Raw genomic sequence first — 17,102 nt, 5'->3', positions numbered from 1 at the left:
ATGCTGAAAAATAGTACGCCTGCAGTTTAACTGAAATTAACTGACGGTTCTGATATGGCCGGCAGCATACGGAAATGACTGATAGCCTCCAGAATACCTCCTGCACCGGCTGCTTCAGCATGGTACACGTGTTGCATGCCCGTCGTGGCTTTAATGAGACCGTGCTCAGAATCTCCTACCGCCACGCTGTTCAGGCCACAGTGATACATGGCCAGGTCGTTGAGTGTATCGCCTGCAACCAATACTGCTTTCCTGTCTACCTGCAGGTGGTTGAGCAGGCTTGTAAGTGTGGAACCTTTGTTTACGCCTTTCGGTAATACATCGAGAAATTTACCTGCCGAATAAATAACATCGCAATGTATCTCTTCTGCCATTTGCTTTACAAGCGGCAGTTTAGCCTGGTCTTTTAAGAAGAATGAGCAACGCCTTTGCTGGGGTACGGGCTGGTATTGCAGCCACTCAATATCTTTAAAATGATGCAGCACTTCTGATGAGCCCGGCCAGTTGCTTTTGATGACAGACTGCACTTCTTCAACAGGCTCGAAACTGTTGCCGTACACAACGGTTGCACCCACATCTGCTATTATGTAAGCGGGGCGCGGTACTGCATTGTCTGTAAATAAAGGATAGATGTTTGCCACACCTCTTCCTGTTACGAACACAAGGGTTACATTATGTTGATCTATTAATGAATATAGCTGCTCTTTTTGATCTGCCGTTCCACCGAGAAAAGTTCCATCGAGATCCGTAGCTAATAACATGCAGTGATGATTTAGGTTAACAATACGTTTTCACAGATTACTGCAAAAGTAACCGAATTGTAACTGTACACGTGTTAATGAATTGCTTCTTTATGAAAACTAATGGTGTTCTAATTTGTTGTAAAACAATACTATTTCCAGGTTATTTTATCTGCTGCGGGAACAATGCGCCTGCCCTCTTTTGCAACCTGGTCATCTGTATAACCAAGGTATAAAATACCAAGCACCACATCTTCTTCTGCAAGGTTTAGGTATTGTTTCATGGCAGGATGGTGCGTCATGCCGCCACTGCCCCACAAAACAGCTACATTTAATGTGCTTGCACCCAGTAATACATTTTCTACTGCGCATGATGCAGCGGCTATTTCTTCCAGTACCGGGATTTTTGGATTATTGCCACGCTTCATGTACACGAGTATGATGTGGGAAACAAGGTCTCCCTGTCGCTGTAATTTATCGTAAGTGGCATGCATAAATTTTTCTTCCGGGGTGTTTGCTTTGTAAAGCGATGCATGATCATTACAAAATTCCTTTACTTTTTCTCCGCCATACACCACAAAACGCCATGGCTCTGTATGGCCATGGGTAGGTGCCCAGTCTGCAAGTTCCAGTAACTGTTGTATGGTGCTGTCATCAATGCTTTTCCCGTTCATCAGCGCAGGTTTTGAACTGCGCCTGTTTCTTATGATATGTTGTAATGTTTCAAAATTTGTCATACACCAAAAGTAAGCGCACAGGCCCGGGATAAATTACGAACTAAGAAAATTGATGAAATAGGTTTTGCAATTTGAAAAGAGCACGTAAATTTGCAGCCCGCTGACTCCGTAGCTCAGTTGGTAGAGCTACTGACTCTTAATCAGTAGGTCCAGGGTTCGAGTCCCTGCGGGGTCACAGAATTCATTGCCCGATAGTATAATGGTAGTACCGCAGATTCTGGTTCTGCTTGTCTTGGTTCGAATCCAGGTCGGGTAACAAAAAAAAGCCTTGAGTAATAAACTTGGGGCTTTTTTGTTTTACTGCATACGAAAGCCAATAACATACTGGTGTTTGAAAACCGGAACGCTGCAGCCGCCATAAAAGAAGAACCCTGAAGTGTGCGACGCAACAGGTGATGCCACATGCACTGCTGCCGGGTACACAATATAACCTTTAATATTTATGGGGGTGATAGGTGTTCACTACTGTACCATCTGCATACAGGTCTATGATAGCATAGCCCGGTGGCGTTTGGAGGTAGTAATATTTTGCCGCAGAATTTTTGTCGCCATCCTCCCACCAGAAACCGCTCATGGCACCATTGCAGTAATATGAAAGATTGTTGTATACCACGCTATCCTGCAGGTGAATGTGGCCGCTGATGCAGGCTTTTATTTTGTCGCGGTGCCGGTAGAACAATTCTGTAAGATATTTGAAATCTGTATGCATGCCACCGCCATCCAGGTGTGTGCAGGCTGCCAGTAAAGGGTAGTGACTCATAACGAGCACAGGTGTGCCCGCAGGTAATGCATGCAATGATTCCTCAAACCAGCTACTTTGTGCTGCATCGAGCGAGCCGGCGGGATCATTGTTACTATCGAGTATAAAAAAATGCCAGTTGTTTTTGCTGAAGCTGTAGTAGCGGCCGGGCATAGACAGTTGTTTTACCACATAATCCTTTCCGTACATCCCGTCATCTTTACCTGGTGCGGCCCACCACATGTCATGGTTGCCGAGGCAGCTATAAAGCGGGTAATGCTTAACAGAAGCAATACATTTGTTCCATATCTCCCATTGTTCATTAACACGCTCCCTGGTGATGTGATCATAGTCTGCGGCGTAGATGGTGTCTCCGCCATTGAGAAAAATATCCGGTTGATGTGCCTTGATAGCTTCAAGGCATTGCATGAACCGTGTGGGGGCATTGTACTCCGGTCTTATATGCACATCTGTAATATGGGCAATGCGTAGCACCCGCTTACTGGCTGCAGCAAAAGAAGGCTGGCCTAACGCTAACGCGCTGCCTGTAAGTGCTATATTTTTGAGAAGATTCCGGCGTAGCATGGTAATAAAATTAATACGTGTGACTGTAAAACTGTGCTGCCTGCGTACAAAATAAAAGATCCGGTGCCTGCGGCACCGGATCTTTACGGCCATTACTACTATATATTTTACCAGCCCAGTATATAGGCAAACATAAGCGGGGCAACAATTGTAGCATCACTCTCTACAATAAACTTGGGCGTGTCTATACCCAGTTTACCCCAGGTTATTTTTTCGTTTGGTACGGCGCCGCTGTACGATCCGAAAGATGTGGTGCTGTCGCTTATCTGGCAGAAATAACTCCAGAAAGGAACATCATGCCATTCGAGATCCTGGTACATCATAGGTACCACGCAAATAGGAAAATCACCGGCAATGCCACCACCGATCTGGAAGAAGCCTACACCTTTTCCACCACTGTTCTGCCGGTACCAGTCTGCCAGCCACACCATGTATTCAATACCATTTTTCACAGTACTTGCCTGCAGTTCATTCTTGATGACATAGCTGGCAAAAATATTACCCGTGGTGCTGTCTTCCCAGCCTGGGCAAACGATTGGAATATTTTTCTTGGCAGCCGCAACAATCCAGCTGTCTTTGGGGTCTATTTCAAAGTATTGATCAAGATCGCCGCTCAGCACGGTCTTATACAAAAATTCATGCGGAAAATAACGTTCACCCTTTGCCTCTGCATCCTTCCATTGTTTTACCAGGTGCTTTTGCAGGCGGCGAAATGCTTCTTCTTCAGGTATGCACGTATCTGTTACGCGATTATAGTGGTTCTCGAGCAGGTCCCATTCATCCTGTGGTGTAAGATCGCGGTAATTGGGAACTCTTTTATAGTGCGAATGTGCCACCAGGTTCATTACATCTTCTTCAAGATTTGCACCGGTACAGCTAATGATAGCAATCTTATCCTGGCGAATCATTTCAGCCAGCGAAATACCAAGTTCAGCAGTACTCATAGCGCCTGCAAGCGTCACCATCATTTTACCACCTTCTGCCAGGTGCGCCTCGTATCCCTTGGCAGCATCTACCAGTGCAGCCGCGTTAAAATGACGATAATGGTGCTGTATGAACTGAGAAACAGGTCCTTTATGCATATTCAAAAATTTAGGCTGCAAATGTAGTAAACGCGTGGGGTGTTTAAATATGTATTTGGTGTTTTTATGTACCCGGCTGCAGAACAGGCATTTGGCACCTGTTGCGTCGCACTCTTGTGCAGCAAAGCTTTACTCAGCTGCGCCGGGCACGGGCCGCGCAACGGTTGTGCGGGAGGGGGGGGTGATGGTGAATGGTGAATGGTCAATCGTGAGAGGTGAGACGTGAATCGTGAGACGTGAAACGTGAGAGGTGAAACGAAAGACGTGAGTAGAATGCTGTTCAAATAACAAACCTGCTGTTAAGCATCGTGTTGACGCAACTACCATTGCTGAAGCCACAATAGCATAAAAGCCTCATCAGGGCGTGTGCACAGATGTGTCGTAAGATCACTGTGCCTGAACTTTAATACTTTTTTTCAAGAAAATGGTACAGTAAACAACTTCGTAGAAATAAGCGCCTGGCGGCAACAAAGCTGAACTTTATTTCCCGGAGAATAAACAGCGGTATTGGCTCGTAATATATAAGCAGCTACTCAACAGAAGAGTGAACAAACTTTTCTTTTCCCTGCACTACCATCACAATCTCCCCTTTAATGGCTTTCGAAGAAAAATGATCATAAGCCTGCTGCAAAGTACCACGGTAATTTTCTTCGAACATTTTTGTTAGCTCCCGGCTTATACAGCATGGCCGGTCTGCACCAAAGTATGCTACCAGGTCTTTGAGTGTTTTAAGCAGTCGTACCGGGCTTTCGTAAAATACCATGGTACGTTCTTCGGTGGCAAGTTGCGTAAACAACGTATGGCGGCCCTTTTTCAAAGGCAAAAATCCTTCAAATATGAAACGGTTGATTGGCAAACCACTATTCACAAGTGCCGGAACAAAAGCCGCAGGACCGGGCAGGCATTCTACCTTAATATTCCGCTTATTACATTCTCTTACCAGTAAAAATGCGGGATCAGAAATGCCGGGTGTGCCGGCATCGGTAACCAGGGCCATTGTTTTACCCACGGCCAGCTGATCGGCTACATGTTCAAAAATTTTATGTTCGTTGTGTTGGTGGTAAGGAGATAGCGGCTTCTGTATATTATAATGCTGCAACAGTTTTGATGATGTGCGGGTGTCTTCGCAAAGAATTACATCAACCTGCTGCAGCACCTCCAGTGCACGGAGCGTGATATCTTTTAAATTACCGAGCGGAGTGGGAACGAGGTAAAGCATCAACGAAAATTACGCAGTTTGGAAATTTTAAAATGAATGCAGGAATTTTCAAATTAGCTTAATCTCTAATCTGATCAATTGATCATTTCTATTTCGTAGAACTCCATTACAGGATTAGCCAGCAGTTTTTTACTTGCCTCATCTGCCAGTGCTTTTGCTGCATCTTCCGATGCTGCCTCTATTTGCAGGGTGATATGTTTACCTATACGTACATCATCAATTGCAGTAATGCCTAAGTTCTTCAGCCCGCCCATTACAGCTTTACCCTGGGGATCCAATAAGTCTTTTAACGGCATTACTTTAATCTGAACATTATAAGTCATGATTCTTTTTGTTTTACGAGCAAAGATAAAATAACATACGCAACAAAGGAAACAGGTACAGCAATCCAACCGAATGTTATTGCGGTAATAGCTGCTATTGCCGCAATACTGATAAACGGCATCAGCTTTTTTATGGATACACCACTAAACTTTAATGCCAGCATAGGCAGTTTGGAAACCATCAGGTAACTAACCACCAATATGACAACATACCAAAACCATTGATTGGTAAAAAGCTTAATAATAAGATCTGTATTACTAAACCAGTATATTAACGGGAAAGAAGCCACCAGTAACCCCGCTGCAGGAATAGGCACACCTTTAAACCCGTGCGATTGTGTAGTATCAATATTAAATCTTGCAAGCCTGTAGGCACCGGCGCATGGTATAACAAAGGCCGGCAGCAACCATGCTGTACTAACGTCCAAACCACCTTCCTGCTGGGCAAAGCTTAAGCGGAGAAACTGGTAAACGATCAAACCCGGGGCAACACCAAAACTTACCACATCTGCAAGAGAGTCCAGTTGCTTTCCTATTTCTGAAGATGCCTTTAACAACCGCGCTACAAAGCCATCTAGAAAATCTATAACGGCTGCACAACCTATAAAAATGGAAGCCATATAAATTTTTTCCGGCATTATAACAAACGCTTCTGCGTTGTCATTTACGGTATAGGAAAGCCCGTATTGCAGAATACATACAATTGCCATACAACCAAAGACAAGGTTGAGCAGTGTAAAAATGTTGGGGATTTGTTTCATTATAAATCTGAAAATTGGAGAACCTGGAAATTTGAAAACCGGCCATTTTCAAATTTTCAAATCAACTCATTAGCTAATTATTTTTTCATCAGTTGCTCAATTTCCTCTGCCTCTATCGGGATGTTCTTCATCAGGTCTTTGTTGCCATTTCTTGTTATCCACACGTTGTTTTCTATGCGCACACCCATCTGCTCTTCTTCGATGTAGATACCAGGTTCAACTGTTAACAACATCCCTGGTTTTAGTGGTTCTGTTTTGGTACCGAGATCGTGTACGTCTATTCCAAGATGATGAGAAATACCATGATACAGGTACTTCCTGTATGCCCTGTTATTACTGTCTTCATTCTTTACATCTTCTTTGGTAAGCAGGCCAATTTTTATAAATGTTTTGGTGGCTTCATCACCCACTTTATCGTGGTAATTTAAAATGGTGATGCCTGGTTTTAATAAACTCCTGGCATAATTGTGCAGGTGCAGACAGGCATTGTAAACCTCTTTCTGCCGTTTGGTAAACTTACCGTTTACCGGAACCGTTCTCGTAAGATCTGCTGCATAACCACCGTAGTTGGCACCAAAGTCCATGAGAATAAGTTCGCCGTCTTTACATTCTTCGTTGTTGAAGATGTAGTGCAATGTTCTTGCCCTGTCTCCGCTGGCAATGATACTTCCATATGCTTCGCCGCGGGCACGGTTGCGCAAAAATTCATGCACAAGTTCTGCTTCTATCTCATGTTCAAAAACACCGGGTTGTATAAACTTCAATAACCGTCTGAAAGCTTTTTCAGTAATGTCAATAGCTGTTTGCAGCACTTCTACTTCCAGTGCAGACTTTACAGCGCGCAGGTTACGCATAATCTTTGCGCTGCGCTCAAACTTATGCAGCGGGTAACGCTGCATTATTTCTTTTGCGTAGCGGTAATCCCTTGTTTCAAGAAGGCTGCCTTTGCGGTCGTTTTCGTTGGTGTTTAAATAAATATTGTCTGAAAGGTGTATCCATTGCTGCAATAATGCATCAAGGCTGTCGAGCCAGACGATGGTTTGTATACCGGTAAGTCCGGTAGCTTCATTTGCACGAAGCCGCTTGCCATCCCATTTTTCCTTCAGCTCATTTGGCCTTACCAATACGAGTACTTCCCGGTATTTTGCATCCGGGTTATCAGGAAACAATACCACCATAGTGTCTTCCTGTTCTATACCGCAAAGCCAGTACAAATCGCTGTTTTGCTGAAAACGGTATAGTGCGTCGCCGTTAGAAGGCACTTCATCATTGCTGTTAAATATAGCAATGCTGTTGGCTTTCATTTCTTTGGTAAACCTTTTACGGTTCTCTGTAAATATTTTGGCATTAAGCGGCAAGTGTTTCATGCTTACTCAAATAAAGTGGTTAAGTATATAGTTTCGCAAGATAAGTGTTTGCTCCAAATGTATGATTGCATACGGTGGCTGAATAAACACATCGCTGTTGCCGCCATAAAAACGGAACGTACAAGTGAGTGACACAACTGCCGATGCCATAAAAAACGACAGCCGGCCCATACAAGATTACTTTGTCATAAACAAGGCTTTTAACTCACTGGCATCGTCTGGTTTCATTTTGCCGGCAAGAATCAAACGCAACTGGCGCCTGCGCAAAGCGCCGTCGTATAATTTTACTTCTTCGTCTGTTTCGGGAATCAATTGCGGCACCGTGCGGGGTTTACCGTTGGGGTCGAGTGCCACGAATGTAAAATATGCTTCATTGCTTTCGTACTTGTATTGATGCAGGTTGTCTTCTCCCCACACTTTCAGGTGCACTTCCATAGATGTATTGAATGCCCTGGTAACCTTGGCTTCAATATGCACCACGTTGCCCAGTTTAATGGGTGTTTTAAAACTAAGGTTGTCTACGCTGGCAGTCATGTTGGGTGCATTACAGTGTTTGCCTGCCGCAATACCGGCGGCAATATCCATCCAGTACATCAGCCGCCCGCCCATGAGGTTACCAAACGTATTTGTATCGTTGGGGAGCACCAGTTCATTCATGATCGTAAAACTTTCAACAGCTTTTTTGCCATCCATGCCATTACATTTTGCACAAAGATATAGGCGCCGTACAGTAAGCGGGTGAGTTCTTTTATGAACCCGGCTGTCGTTTTTCATGGCATCGCCTGTTGCGTCGCACTCCTGTACTTCCATGCAAATGGCAACAGCGATGCGGAGGCAATACCATGCTCCGGGTAATGCTTTAACATTTGCTGCTATATTTGGCAACTTGCCGTTGCGCGTATTATTGCTAAATTTGCAGCGCTTTAGTAGAACGAATGAAAGTTTTCCATGTATAAATACAGCAGTTATATTGCTTTGTTATTGCTTGCCATCAGCCTCTTTTCCTGTAAAAGCAATACCACAGAACAAGCCGGCACCGCAACGGGTAATATTGATACGGCCATCACCGATGGCCACCCTGCATGGATATTGCAGGGAAATATTTACGAAGTAAATGTGCGCCAATATACACGGGAAGGTACTTTCAACGCATTTGCTGCAAATCTTGAACGGCTGCAGGCCATGGGTGTACAAACGTTGTGGTTTATGCCCATAAACCCTATTAGTAAAGTGGACCGTAAAGGTGCGCTGGGCAGTTATTACGCCGTGGCCAACTACACACAGATTAACCCCGAGTTTGGTACAATGGCCGACTGGAAAGCACTGGTAAAGCAATGCCACAACATGGGGTTTAAAGTGATCATTGACTGGGTGCCAAGCCATACCGGCGCAGACCATTACTGGCTGGAGCAACATCCTGACTTTTATGTGAGAGACAGTATAACAGGCAAGGCTATTTCTTTGTACGACTGGACAGATACAAGAAGGCTCAATTACGCCAACCCGGTATTGGTTGACAGTATGATCAACAGTATGAAGTTCTGGATAAAAGAAACTGATATAGATGGATTTCGCTGCGATGTGGCGGGCGAAGTAGCAGATGATTACTGGCAAAAATGCATACCGGAGCTAAAGAAAATGAAGAACATCTTTATGCTGGCAGAAGGTAATAAAGCATCGTTGCCCCGTGATGGTTTTGATGCAACCTACACATGGAACGAATTTAATATGATGAAGCTGATTGCGAAAGGAGAAAGACCAGCTTTCGCAATAGATAGTGTAATTGCACAAACAGACAGCAGCTTTCCAACAAATGCATTGCTGATGTATTTTACGAGCAACCATGATGAGAACAGCTGGAACAAGGCAGACTATGGCACAATGCCCGGTGCTGCCCACGCACCATTTGCGGTACTTACACAAACATTACAAAGATCTGTACCGCTTATTTATAGCGGGCAGGAAGAGCCTTACCTGGACAGCATCAGCTTTTTTTACAAAGACACTATCAGGTTTGAGAACTATGCGAGGGCCGGTTTTTATAAGACCTTGCTTACGCTGCGAAAAGAAAATCCTGCACTTGCCGCCAACGCGGCCTTTAGAAAAATAGCGACAGACAATGATAAAGCGGTGTATGCATTTGAAAGAAGCAATGGCAATGCGGGTGTACTGGTAGTTGTAAATCTAACAAACCAGCCTCAGCAGGCAGTGCTGAAAAATATTGCTGCAAAAGGTGAAGTAAAGAATGTATTTTTAGACAAACCTGAACAGTTGAAGAACGGCCAGGTGTTTAGTCTGAAACCCTGGGATTATCTTGTTTACAGCTACTGATCTCTTGCCGAGGCACCTGCAGAACGTACAAGTGTGCGACGCAACAAAAGCTTAATAGTAGTAATACAGCCCGGTACATCATATTTCTTTTTTTTAAACCCGGAAAATACCGGCATTTAAAAACTATGATCTCAAAAAAAACAAAATACGCCATAAACGCACTTGTATATCTTGCCAAAGAACAAAAGGGCACAGAACCAATACAAATAAGCAGGATTGCAGAGCATGAAAATATTCCGCGCAAATTTCTGGAAGCTATTCTGCTGGACCTAAAGAATGCGGGATTGCTCAGCAGCCGGAAAGGGAAAACCGGTGGCTATTACCTGCACAAAACGCCGGAAGAAATAAACATTGCAGAGGTAATGCGACTCTTTGATGGGCCCATCGCCTTACTGCCTTGTGTAACACATATGTATTACGAGCGCTGCGAGGAATGCAAGGACGAAGCTACCTGTGGTATACGCTCGGTTTTCCTGGATGTACGAAACGAAACAGTAAATATGCTTAAGAATGCCACCCTTGCAGAAATAATGATGCGTACGCATAACCTGGAAGAGGGAAAAATTAAAAATCCATAAAGATGGATTTTTTTTGCCCTCAATTCCTACAATACCGATAGGAGTTATATATTTGTGAAAATTTTTCCAATATGAAGTTGAAACTGACACCAGGATTAGTCCTATCCCTATTATTAGCCTTACCCTTTTTATCCAATGCCCAGGACACAACCAAAACAATGACGCTGAGTGACTCTTTGCGTTGGGCATTTGCAAAACTGGATTCTCTTAAAACTGCGACAACACCAGCTAAAACAAACAACAGCCTGAATGTATCGTTTGAATTCAGAACGCGCAGTGAATACCGGTATGGTTACCGCGTTTTACCTACAGAAGACACAACAGCCGCATTCTTTACCAACCAGCGTGGCAGGCTTGTACTTGACTTTAAAACCAAGCGATTTGACTTCAGGGCCTCTCTGCAGGAAACCAGGGTTTGGGGCCAGCAGGATGGTGCCAACCCAACAATCCCGATCACATTTTTTGAGCTATATGCAGAGCCAAAAATTACAGATAAGTTTTCTGTAAGACTGGGCCGCCAGAGAGTAATTTATGACAACCAGCGCCTTTTTGCAGAAAATGACTGGAGGGCAGCGGCCAATGCGCACGATGCTGTAAGACTGATTTATAACAACAACAGGAATTTTACAACAGAATTTTTGGCAGCATATAATCAATCTGCCGAAAACAACCTGAGCACCAATTACAAGCCGACGGGTTTCAATAATTATAAAACCCTGTTGGTACACTACCTGAACTATAAATTAAGCAGCCACTTTTCTTTTTTAACGCTGAATACCGCAGATGGTTTTCAAAGCGCTAACCCAACAGATTACACAACTACATTTATGCGTTTTACCAGTGGCGGCCGTTTGGAATATACTGCATACAACTGGTACGCAACTTTGAGCGGGTATTACCAGTATGGAAAAGACTCGTCCGGCAAAAAGCTTGATGCATATTATTTTCAGCCGGAGGTAAAATATAACAATAAGGCGTGGACCTTCCGCCTGGGAATGGAATACCTCAGCGGCCATGATGGCAACCAACCTGCAGATAAAGACAACAATTTTGTTCCTCTATATGGTGTGGCGCACAGGTTTATGGGTAACCTTGACTTCTTTACGAGATTTCCTGTAGATGTAAGCAGTGCCGGCCTCATTAACCCTTATCTCTTTATCTGGTACCAGAAAAACAAACTGTTCCTGAGAGCGGAAAACCACCTGTTTTATACTCAAAAGGATTACATCTATAAGAACTCGCCGCTTAATCATTACCTGGGCTTTGAAAATGATCTCAGGATCAACTACAAATTCAATAGTATGATTGAACTGGAAGGCGGTTTTTCCTGGGCGCTTGTAACCAACTCTATGGCGGTAATTCGTAACCCCAAAATTGCTGAACCCGAGTCTGCTTACAAAACCCCATTCTGGTCTTACCTGAGTTTTAAATTCACACCAACATTAGCAAAACTTAACTTTTAGCACAACAACCATATAACAATCACCACCGGATGCGATCTGCACTGCATCCTGTAAATCTATTGTCATGAAAAAAACAATTCTCGTATCCGTAACCGCCCTTGCAGCACTATTTACCAATTTTTCAGGCAAGCCAAAAGACGAGCCCGATCCGGAACCGAAAAGCGTAAAAGCTGTATCTATTTCCTTTTCCGGTGCATTTGCATTGTACCCTTTGGTGCAAACATGGGCAGCAGAATACAATAAGATACACCCCGAAATACGCTTCGATATACAGGCAGGGGGAGCGGGCAAAGGCTTGACCGACTGCCTTTCAGGCTCTGTGGATGTGGGCATGTTTTCCCGTGAATTATCTGATGCGGAAAAAGCCAAAGGTGTGTGGACACTTGCTTTATGCCGCGACGCAGTTATACCAACATACAATGCCAAAAACGCCAACAGCAAAAGCATACAGATACGTGGGGTGAAAAAAGCAGAATTCAATTCCATATTTGTTGATAAAAGCATTACCACATGGGAGAGCCTGCTGGGCATTAATACAAAAAGCCCGCATAAGATCAACGTTTACACAAGGGCTGATGCTGCGGGTGCGGCAGATTCATGGGCTGCTTTTTTTGGTAAAAAACAGGAGAACCTGAAAGGTATCGGCGTATCTGGCGACCCCGGCGTGGCTGATGCCGTAAGGAAAGACCTGAATGCTATTGGCTATAACAACACACTTTTTGTATACGATGCTGCGTCAGGAAAAAAACTGCCCGGTATAGATGTGGTGCCTATTGATGTAAACGGCAACGGCACAATAGACGCAGATGAGAACTTTTACGGCAACCTGCGCCAGTTCCTGAAAGCTGTGAATGATGGAAAATATCCTTCCCCGCCTGCCAGGAACCTCTATTTTATTACAAAAGGCAAAACACAGAAGAAAGAAATCCTCGACTTTTTTAAATGGGTTCTTACAGATGGCCAGAAATATGTAGGTATAGCAGGCTATGTTCAGCTGCCTAAAAATGCAGTAGCAGACCAGCTCAAAAAACTTTCTAAATAATATTTTTCTCCGACCGTTTTTTTCGTAATCTTTTTTTAATCCTATAATTATTTGGTGAAACGGGAAAAACTCATAATTTTAATTCCTATTAATTTTATAGGTAATATAGAATATATAGGATAAATAGAATTTTAAATCTTAAACTAATAGTATGAAGACCAGAACACTTCTTTTTCAACTCTTAACTGCTGCAGTACTCTTTAGCTCTTGCTCGGGTGGCAGTAATGAAAACACTTCAGGTGACGAAAATGTATCCATTTCTTTCTCAGGCGCCTTTGCACTTTACCCGCTTGCGCAAAAATGGGCACAGGAATATAATAAAACGCATCCCAATGTAAGGTTCAACATACAGGCAGGTGGCGCCGGTAAAGGTCTTACTGACTGTCTTGCAGGCACAGTAGATGTGGGCATGTTTTCCAGGGAAATATCTGATGCAGAAAAGGCAAAAGGTGTTTGGTGGGTTTCACTTTGCAAAGATGCCGTTATACCAACCATTAGTGCTACCAACCCATACCTCGACAGTATAAAAACACGTGGCCTGAAAAAAGATGAATTCAAAAGCATCTTTATCGACCAGCGCCCCGGCACATGGGACAGCCTGCTCAACATCAAAAACGGCAGCAAGCTGAAACTGGCTGTGTACACAAGGGCTGATGCAGCAGGTGCAGCAGATTCGTGGGCAGCATTTTTCGGTAAAAAACAGGAAAACCTGAAAGGCATTGGTGTATCGGGCGACCCCGGCGTAGCCGAAGCTGTAAAGAAAGACAAAGGTGGTATTGGCTATAACAACACATTGTTTGTATATGATAACACTACCGGCAAAAAAAATCCGGGTATTGAGGTAGCGCCCATTGACGTAAACGGAAATGGCAAAATAGATGCCGACGAAAATGTTTACGCAGACCTGAATACATTTCTTGATGCGGTAAACACCGGTAAATTTCCAGCGCCACCTGCACGTGAACTGTATTTTCTTACAAAAGGCAAATCATCGAACAAAGCAATACTCGAATTTTTCAAATGGGTGTTAACAGATGGCCAGACAATGGTAAAAGAAGCCGGTTACGTGCCGTTGCCGGCAGATGTGGTTGCAGCGCAACTAAAGAAACTTGAATAATAACCGGACGAGGGTTAATAAACCGGATGATGCATAGAACGCACTGTTTAATCTTACCCGGTGCTTCTATAAAGGCCGCAGGTATATGTGTCCTGAACAGCGGTTTTTCATGGCATCGTCCCTTGCGTCGCACACTTGTACTTTGGGGGTTTTAAGCAGCAATGTGTGTGACGCAAATTTTCTAAATCAAATCAACAAGATAATTATGGCGTTTACATGCTTCGCATTTAAACGCCGCAGCCGAAAGCACATCGTTGCCGAATAAAGAACTGAACGTACAAGTGAGTGACACAACAGAAGATGCAGCATGCACTGCAGCCCACCCCCTAAAAAACAATTCGTACCAATGTAAAACCGAAACCAAAACTTAAAAATAAGAACTATGACTAAACGCAAACTTCTTGACGCAGTATCCTCCAAATGGATGGTCGTCTGTTTAATGTTCTTCCTGATGTTGCCACTGGCAATTGCGGCAGGACTTATTGTAAAATCTACCGGGCTTTTTGAAGGCCGGTCAATCGGAACGCTCATCACATCTTCTGAATGGGCACCGTGGGAAGGTAAGTTCGGCTTCTTTCCTTTTATCTTAAGCTCTTTGTGGGTAACAGTTGTGGCACTGGTTATTGCTATTCCTTTTTGCCTGCTGTCTGCCATTTACCTTACACAATTTGCGCCGGGCTGGGTATTGAAATTTATGCGCCCGGTTATAGACATACTGGCGGGTATTCCATCGGTGGTATATGGCGTATGGGGTGTATTGGTTATTGTGCCTTTTGTAAGTGAGCAACTGGCGCCGTTTTTCAATACCGAATCGCTTGGCTACAGCATTCTTGCGGGTGCACTGGTACTGGCGGTAATGAGTGTGCCTTACATCTTAAACATGCTGCTCGAAGTGTTCAGGCAGATACCTGTAGAACTTGGCGAAGCTTCCCTGGCACTGGGATCTACCAAATGGGAAACCATTAAACATATTTTCTTACGCAAAGGCGCAACGGGTATTATATCTGCCTACGGCCTCGGCTTTTCAAAGGCATTGGGTGAGACCATTGCGGTTATGATGGTTATTGGCAACGTGGTGCAGGTGCCCACATCTGTATTTGATGCAGGATATCCTTTGCCGGCACTTGTTGCCAACAACTATGGTGAGATGATGTCTATTCCATCTTACGACGCTGCACTGATGTTTGGCTCTTTGTTGTTGTTTGTGATCATCATAGCCATCAACGTTATTTTCCGTTACATGATCTATAAATCTGAAGCCCTATGACACTAAGAAGAAAACTGGAAGAGAAATTTTTCCGCGTATTATCGGCCATATTCACACTTGTTATTGTGTTTGTACTGGCACACATTATCATCAGCATTGTGGGAAAAGGCTTTTCATCGCTAAGCTGGGATATTATTACCAAAGAACCACAAGGCGGTTTTTATTTTGGTAAGGAAGGTGGCATTCTCAATGCTATTGCGGGTTCTTTTTACCTGGCTATATGCGCCACTTTTCTGGCCTTTGTTGTAAGCCTTCCGGTGGCATTGTTCATGAATGTTTACCTTATCAAATACCCGCGTACATTAACAGGCATCAGGTTTTTCCTTGATGTGCTGTGGGGCGTACCTTCTATTGTTTATGGTGCGTTTGGTTTTACATTAATGGTGTACCTGGGGCTGCGCTCTTCGCTTGGTTTTGGTATTCTTACGGTAGGCGCCATGATCTCTCCTATTATGATACGCGCCATGGACGAAGTATTGAAAACAACACCTATCGGTCTGCAGGAAGCGGCCTATGCATTAGGCTCTACCAAAACAGAAACATCTTATAAAGTATTGTTCCGCCAGGCATTGCCGGGGTTTGCAACCGCTATCCTGCTTGCTTTTGGCCGCGGTATTGGCGATGCTGCATCTGTATTGTTTACTGCGGGCTACACGGATTATATACCTCGCAGCTTTAGCGATCCTACTGCTACCCTGCCACTGGCCATTTACTTCCAGCTTGGCTCACCCATACCGGAAGTGCAGAACAGGGCTTTTGCTGCAGCGATCATACTGACATTTATCGTACTCGTTATAAGTGTATCTGCCAGGTTATTATACCGTGGCAAAAAATAAAAACAACAACTGATAAACTCAAACATTTAAAACCGCTTTTTATGGAAACATTAACCGCCCCAAATACCGGCACTATACTACAACCTGTAACGGTTGAAGTACCCGTATTAAACATTCGTAACCTGAATGTATACAGCAAGAATGCACACATACTTAAAAATATCAACCTTAAAGTACCTAAAAATGCTATCACTGTTTTTCTCGGCCCTTCAGGCTGCGGCAAAACAACTTTACTAAAATGCATGAACAGGCTTACTGACCTGTATGCAGACCTTAAACTTGATGGCGCCATTGAGATTGACGGGCAGGATATACTGAGCGAAAAACATGACATTACCGCCATCAGGCAGAAAATGGGACTGGTTATGCAAAGACCTTTTCCACTGCCGATGTCTATTGCAGATAACATTACCTACGGCCTTAAACTAAAAGGCGTAAAGAATAAAAAAATACTGGCAGAGAAAGTTGAAAAACACCTGCGTGAAGTGGCATTGTGGGACGAAGTGAAAGACAGGCTTAAAACATCGGCACAAAGATTATCAATCGGGCAGCAACAACGCTTATGCCTTGCCCGCGGGCTGGCCGTAGAACCTGAAATTATCCTGGCTGACGAACCTACTTCTGCACTCGACCCTATTTCGAGCCGTGTAATTGAAGAAGAATTTTCGAAACTGAAAGATGATTATACCATTATCCTGGTAACACACATCTTAAGGCAGGCAAAGCGCCTGGCAGATTATGTGGTGTTTATGTATTATGGAGAAATCATTGAATACGGACCTGCCAAAGAAATTTTCGAGAATCCAAAGACTGATATACTCAAAGAATATTTACGTGTAGGACACTAAGATTTTTGGTATTTTTTAAGTTTGAGTTTTAGTTCTACTAATGAGAGCCACATGTCTATGTGGCTCA

17 protein-coding genes and 2 tRNA genes are annotated in these 17,102 nt (G+C 43.9%); 10 read left to right on the top strand and 9 right to left on the bottom strand.

Translation table 11 applies throughout. From position 1 onward, the window contains the following. Positions 1–26: 26 nt before the first annotated feature. Entirely contained in the window at positions 27–761 is a 735-nt protein-coding gene (locus I5907_RS09015; RefSeq protein ID WP_196990381.1) for an HAD-IIB family hydrolase, read from the bottom strand. A gap of 131 nt (positions 762–892) precedes the next feature. Beyond that, the gene (locus I5907_RS09010; RefSeq protein ID WP_196990380.1) at positions 893–1,477 is read right to left on the bottom strand and encodes a nitroreductase family protein; all 585 of its coding nucleotides are present in this window, start codon (positions 1,475–1,477) and stop codon (positions 893–895) included. Between the two features lie 102 nt (positions 1,478–1,579). Here I5907_RS09010 and I5907_RS09005 point away from each other — a divergent pair. Both I5907_RS09005 and I5907_RS09000 read left to right on the top strand, forming a co-directional pair. Beyond that, a tRNA-Lys gene (locus I5907_RS09005) sits at positions 1,580–1,652 on the top strand. A 10-nt stretch (positions 1,653–1,662) separates the two neighbouring features. After that, positions 1,663–1,733, top strand: a tRNA-Gln gene (locus tag I5907_RS09000). A 177-nt stretch (positions 1,734–1,910) separates the two neighbouring features. On the opposite strand, the gene I5907_RS08995 is transcribed toward I5907_RS09000, so the two are convergent. The 7 genes from I5907_RS08995 to I5907_RS08965 form a co-directional block, all read right to left on the bottom strand. Then, positions 1,911–2,801 carry a metallophosphoesterase family protein gene (locus tag I5907_RS08995; protein WP_231402007.1) on the bottom strand — a complete coding sequence of 297 codons (891 nt, stop codon included), beginning with the start codon at positions 2,799–2,801 and terminating at the stop codon, positions 1,911–1,913. Between the two features lie 107 nt (positions 2,802–2,908). Continuing rightward, positions 2,909–3,883: a deoxyhypusine synthase family protein gene (locus I5907_RS08990; RefSeq protein WP_196990378.1), complete on the bottom strand. Its 975-nt coding sequence runs from the start codon at positions 3,881–3,883 to the stop codon at positions 2,909–2,911. 529 nt (positions 3,884–4,412) lie between these two features. Further along, positions 4,413–5,102, bottom strand: coding sequence for a 16S rRNA (cytidine(1402)-2'-O)-methyltransferase (rsmI, locus tag I5907_RS08985; protein ID WP_196990377.1), 690 nt, complete (start codon positions 5,100–5,102; stop codon positions 4,413–4,415). A gap of 74 nt (positions 5,103–5,176) precedes the next feature. Continuing rightward, a complete protein-coding gene (gene purS / locus I5907_RS08980; RefSeq protein WP_196990376.1) occupies positions 5,177–5,425 on the bottom strand; it encodes a phosphoribosylformylglycinamidine synthase subunit PurS in 249 nt (82 codons plus the stop codon). Continuing rightward, the gene (pssA, locus tag I5907_RS08975) at positions 5,422–6,186 is read right to left on the bottom strand and encodes a CDP-diacylglycerol--serine O-phosphatidyltransferase (protein WP_196990375.1); all 765 of its coding nucleotides are present in this window, start codon (positions 6,184–6,186) and stop codon (positions 5,422–5,424) included. The genes purS and pssA overlap by 4 nt, the downstream gene beginning before the upstream one ends. 77 nt (positions 6,187–6,263) lie before the next feature. After that, positions 6,264–7,553 carry an aminopeptidase P family protein gene (locus tag I5907_RS08970; protein ID WP_196990374.1) on the bottom strand — a complete coding sequence of 430 codons (1,290 nt, stop codon included), beginning with the start codon at positions 7,551–7,553 and terminating at the stop codon, positions 6,264–6,266. A gap of 177 nt (positions 7,554–7,730) precedes the next feature. Beyond that, positions 7,731–8,246 carry an acyl-CoA thioesterase gene (locus I5907_RS08965; RefSeq protein ID WP_196990373.1) on the bottom strand — a complete coding sequence of 172 codons (516 nt, stop codon included), beginning with the start codon at positions 8,244–8,246 and terminating at the stop codon, positions 7,731–7,733. Between the two features lie 255 nt (positions 8,247–8,501). On the opposite strand from I5907_RS08965, the gene I5907_RS08960 reads away from it, so the two are divergent. From I5907_RS08960 to I5907_RS08925, 8 genes are all read left to right on the top strand, one after another. After that, complete coding sequence (locus I5907_RS08960) at positions 8,502–9,884, top strand: alpha-amylase family glycosyl hydrolase (RefSeq protein ID WP_196990372.1); 1,383 nt, start codon at positions 8,502–8,504, stop codon at positions 9,882–9,884. Between the two features lie 125 nt (positions 9,885–10,009). Continuing rightward, positions 10,010–10,462: an RrF2 family transcriptional regulator gene (locus I5907_RS08955; protein WP_196990371.1), complete on the top strand. Its 453-nt coding sequence runs from the start codon at positions 10,010–10,012 to the stop codon at positions 10,460–10,462. A gap of 71 nt (positions 10,463–10,533) precedes the next feature. Next, positions 10,534–11,925, top strand: a complete 1,392-nt coding sequence (locus I5907_RS08950) for an alginate export family protein (protein ID WP_196990370.1) — start codon at positions 10,534–10,536, stop codon at positions 11,923–11,925. Between the two features lie 64 nt (positions 11,926–11,989). Continuing rightward, a complete protein-coding gene (locus I5907_RS08945; protein WP_196990369.1) occupies positions 11,990–12,967 on the top strand; it encodes a PstS family phosphate ABC transporter substrate-binding protein in 978 nt (325 codons plus the stop codon). Between the two features lie 151 nt (positions 12,968–13,118). Further along, a complete protein-coding gene (locus I5907_RS08940) occupies positions 13,119–14,084 on the top strand; it encodes a PstS family phosphate ABC transporter substrate-binding protein (RefSeq protein WP_196990368.1) in 966 nt (321 codons plus the stop codon). 382 nt (positions 14,085–14,466) lie between these two features. After that, positions 14,467–15,351 (top strand): phosphate ABC transporter permease subunit PstC, encoded by an 885-nt coding sequence (pstC, locus tag I5907_RS08935; RefSeq protein WP_196990367.1) that lies wholly within the window; start codon positions 14,467–14,469, stop codon positions 15,349–15,351. Next, entirely contained in the window at positions 15,348–16,187 is an 840-nt protein-coding gene (gene pstA, locus I5907_RS08930) for a phosphate ABC transporter permease PstA (RefSeq protein ID WP_196990366.1), read from the top strand. The genes pstC and pstA overlap by 4 nt, the downstream gene beginning before the upstream one ends. 41 nt (positions 16,188–16,228) lie before the next feature. After that, positions 16,229–17,035 (top strand): phosphate ABC transporter ATP-binding protein, encoded by an 807-nt coding sequence (locus I5907_RS08925; RefSeq protein ID WP_196990365.1) that lies wholly within the window; start codon positions 16,229–16,231, stop codon positions 17,033–17,035. The last annotated feature ends 67 nt before the right edge of the window (positions 17,036–17,102 follow it).

This window comes from Panacibacter microcysteis, assembly GCF_015831355.1.
Classification (GTDB): Bacteria; Bacteroidota; Bacteroidia; order Chitinophagales; family Chitinophagaceae; genus Panacibacter; species Panacibacter microcysteis.
Note: the sequence above shows the minus strand (reverse complement) of the source record. Positions and strands in the feature narration are given on the sequence as shown.

Coding starts and splice junctions, on each gene's coding strand:
- I5907_RS09015 (WP_196990381.1), bottom strand. CDS start 761: ATGTTATTAGCTACGGATCTCGATGGAACTTTTCTCGGTGGAACGGCA.
- I5907_RS09010 (WP_196990380.1), bottom strand. CDS start 1,477: ATGACAAATTTTGAAACATTACAACATATCATAAGAAACAGGCGCAGT.
- I5907_RS08995 (WP_231402007.1), bottom strand. CDS start 2,801: ATGCTACGCCGGAATCTTCTCAAAAATATAGCACTTACAGGCAGCGCG.
- I5907_RS08990 (WP_196990378.1), bottom strand. CDS start 3,883: ATGCATAAAGGACCTGTTTCTCAGTTCATACAGCACCATTATCGTCAT.
- rsmI (WP_196990377.1), bottom strand. CDS start 5,102: ATGCTTTACCTCGTTCCCACTCCGCTCGGTAATTTAAAAGATATCACG.
- purS (WP_196990376.1), bottom strand. CDS start 5,425: ATGACTTATAATGTTCAGATTAAAGTAATGCCGTTAAAAGACTTATTG.
- pssA (WP_196990375.1), bottom strand. CDS start 6,186: ATGAAACAAATCCCCAACATTTTTACACTGCTCAACCTTGTCTTTGGT.
- I5907_RS08970 (WP_196990374.1), bottom strand. CDS start 7,553: ATGAAACACTTGCCGCTTAATGCCAAAATATTTACAGAGAACCGTAAA.
- I5907_RS08965 (WP_196990373.1), bottom strand. CDS start 8,246: ATGGATGGCAAAAAAGCTGTTGAAAGTTTTACGATCATGAATGAACTG.
- I5907_RS08960 (WP_196990372.1), top strand. CDS start 8,502: ATGTATAAATACAGCAGTTATATTGCTTTGTTATTGCTTGCCATCAGC.
- I5907_RS08955 (WP_196990371.1), top strand. CDS start 10,010: ATGATCTCAAAAAAAACAAAATACGCCATAAACGCACTTGTATATCTT.
- I5907_RS08950 (WP_196990370.1), top strand. CDS start 10,534: ATGAAGTTGAAACTGACACCAGGATTAGTCCTATCCCTATTATTAGCC.
- I5907_RS08945 (WP_196990369.1), top strand. CDS start 11,990: ATGAAAAAAACAATTCTCGTATCCGTAACCGCCCTTGCAGCACTATTT.
- I5907_RS08940 (WP_196990368.1), top strand. CDS start 13,119: ATGAAGACCAGAACACTTCTTTTTCAACTCTTAACTGCTGCAGTACTC.
- pstC (WP_196990367.1), top strand. CDS start 14,467: ATGACTAAACGCAAACTTCTTGACGCAGTATCCTCCAAATGGATGGTC.
- pstA (WP_196990366.1), top strand. CDS start 15,348: ATGACACTAAGAAGAAAACTGGAAGAGAAATTTTTCCGCGTATTATCG.
- I5907_RS08925 (WP_196990365.1), top strand. CDS start 16,229: ATGGAAACATTAACCGCCCCAAATACCGGCACTATACTACAACCTGTA.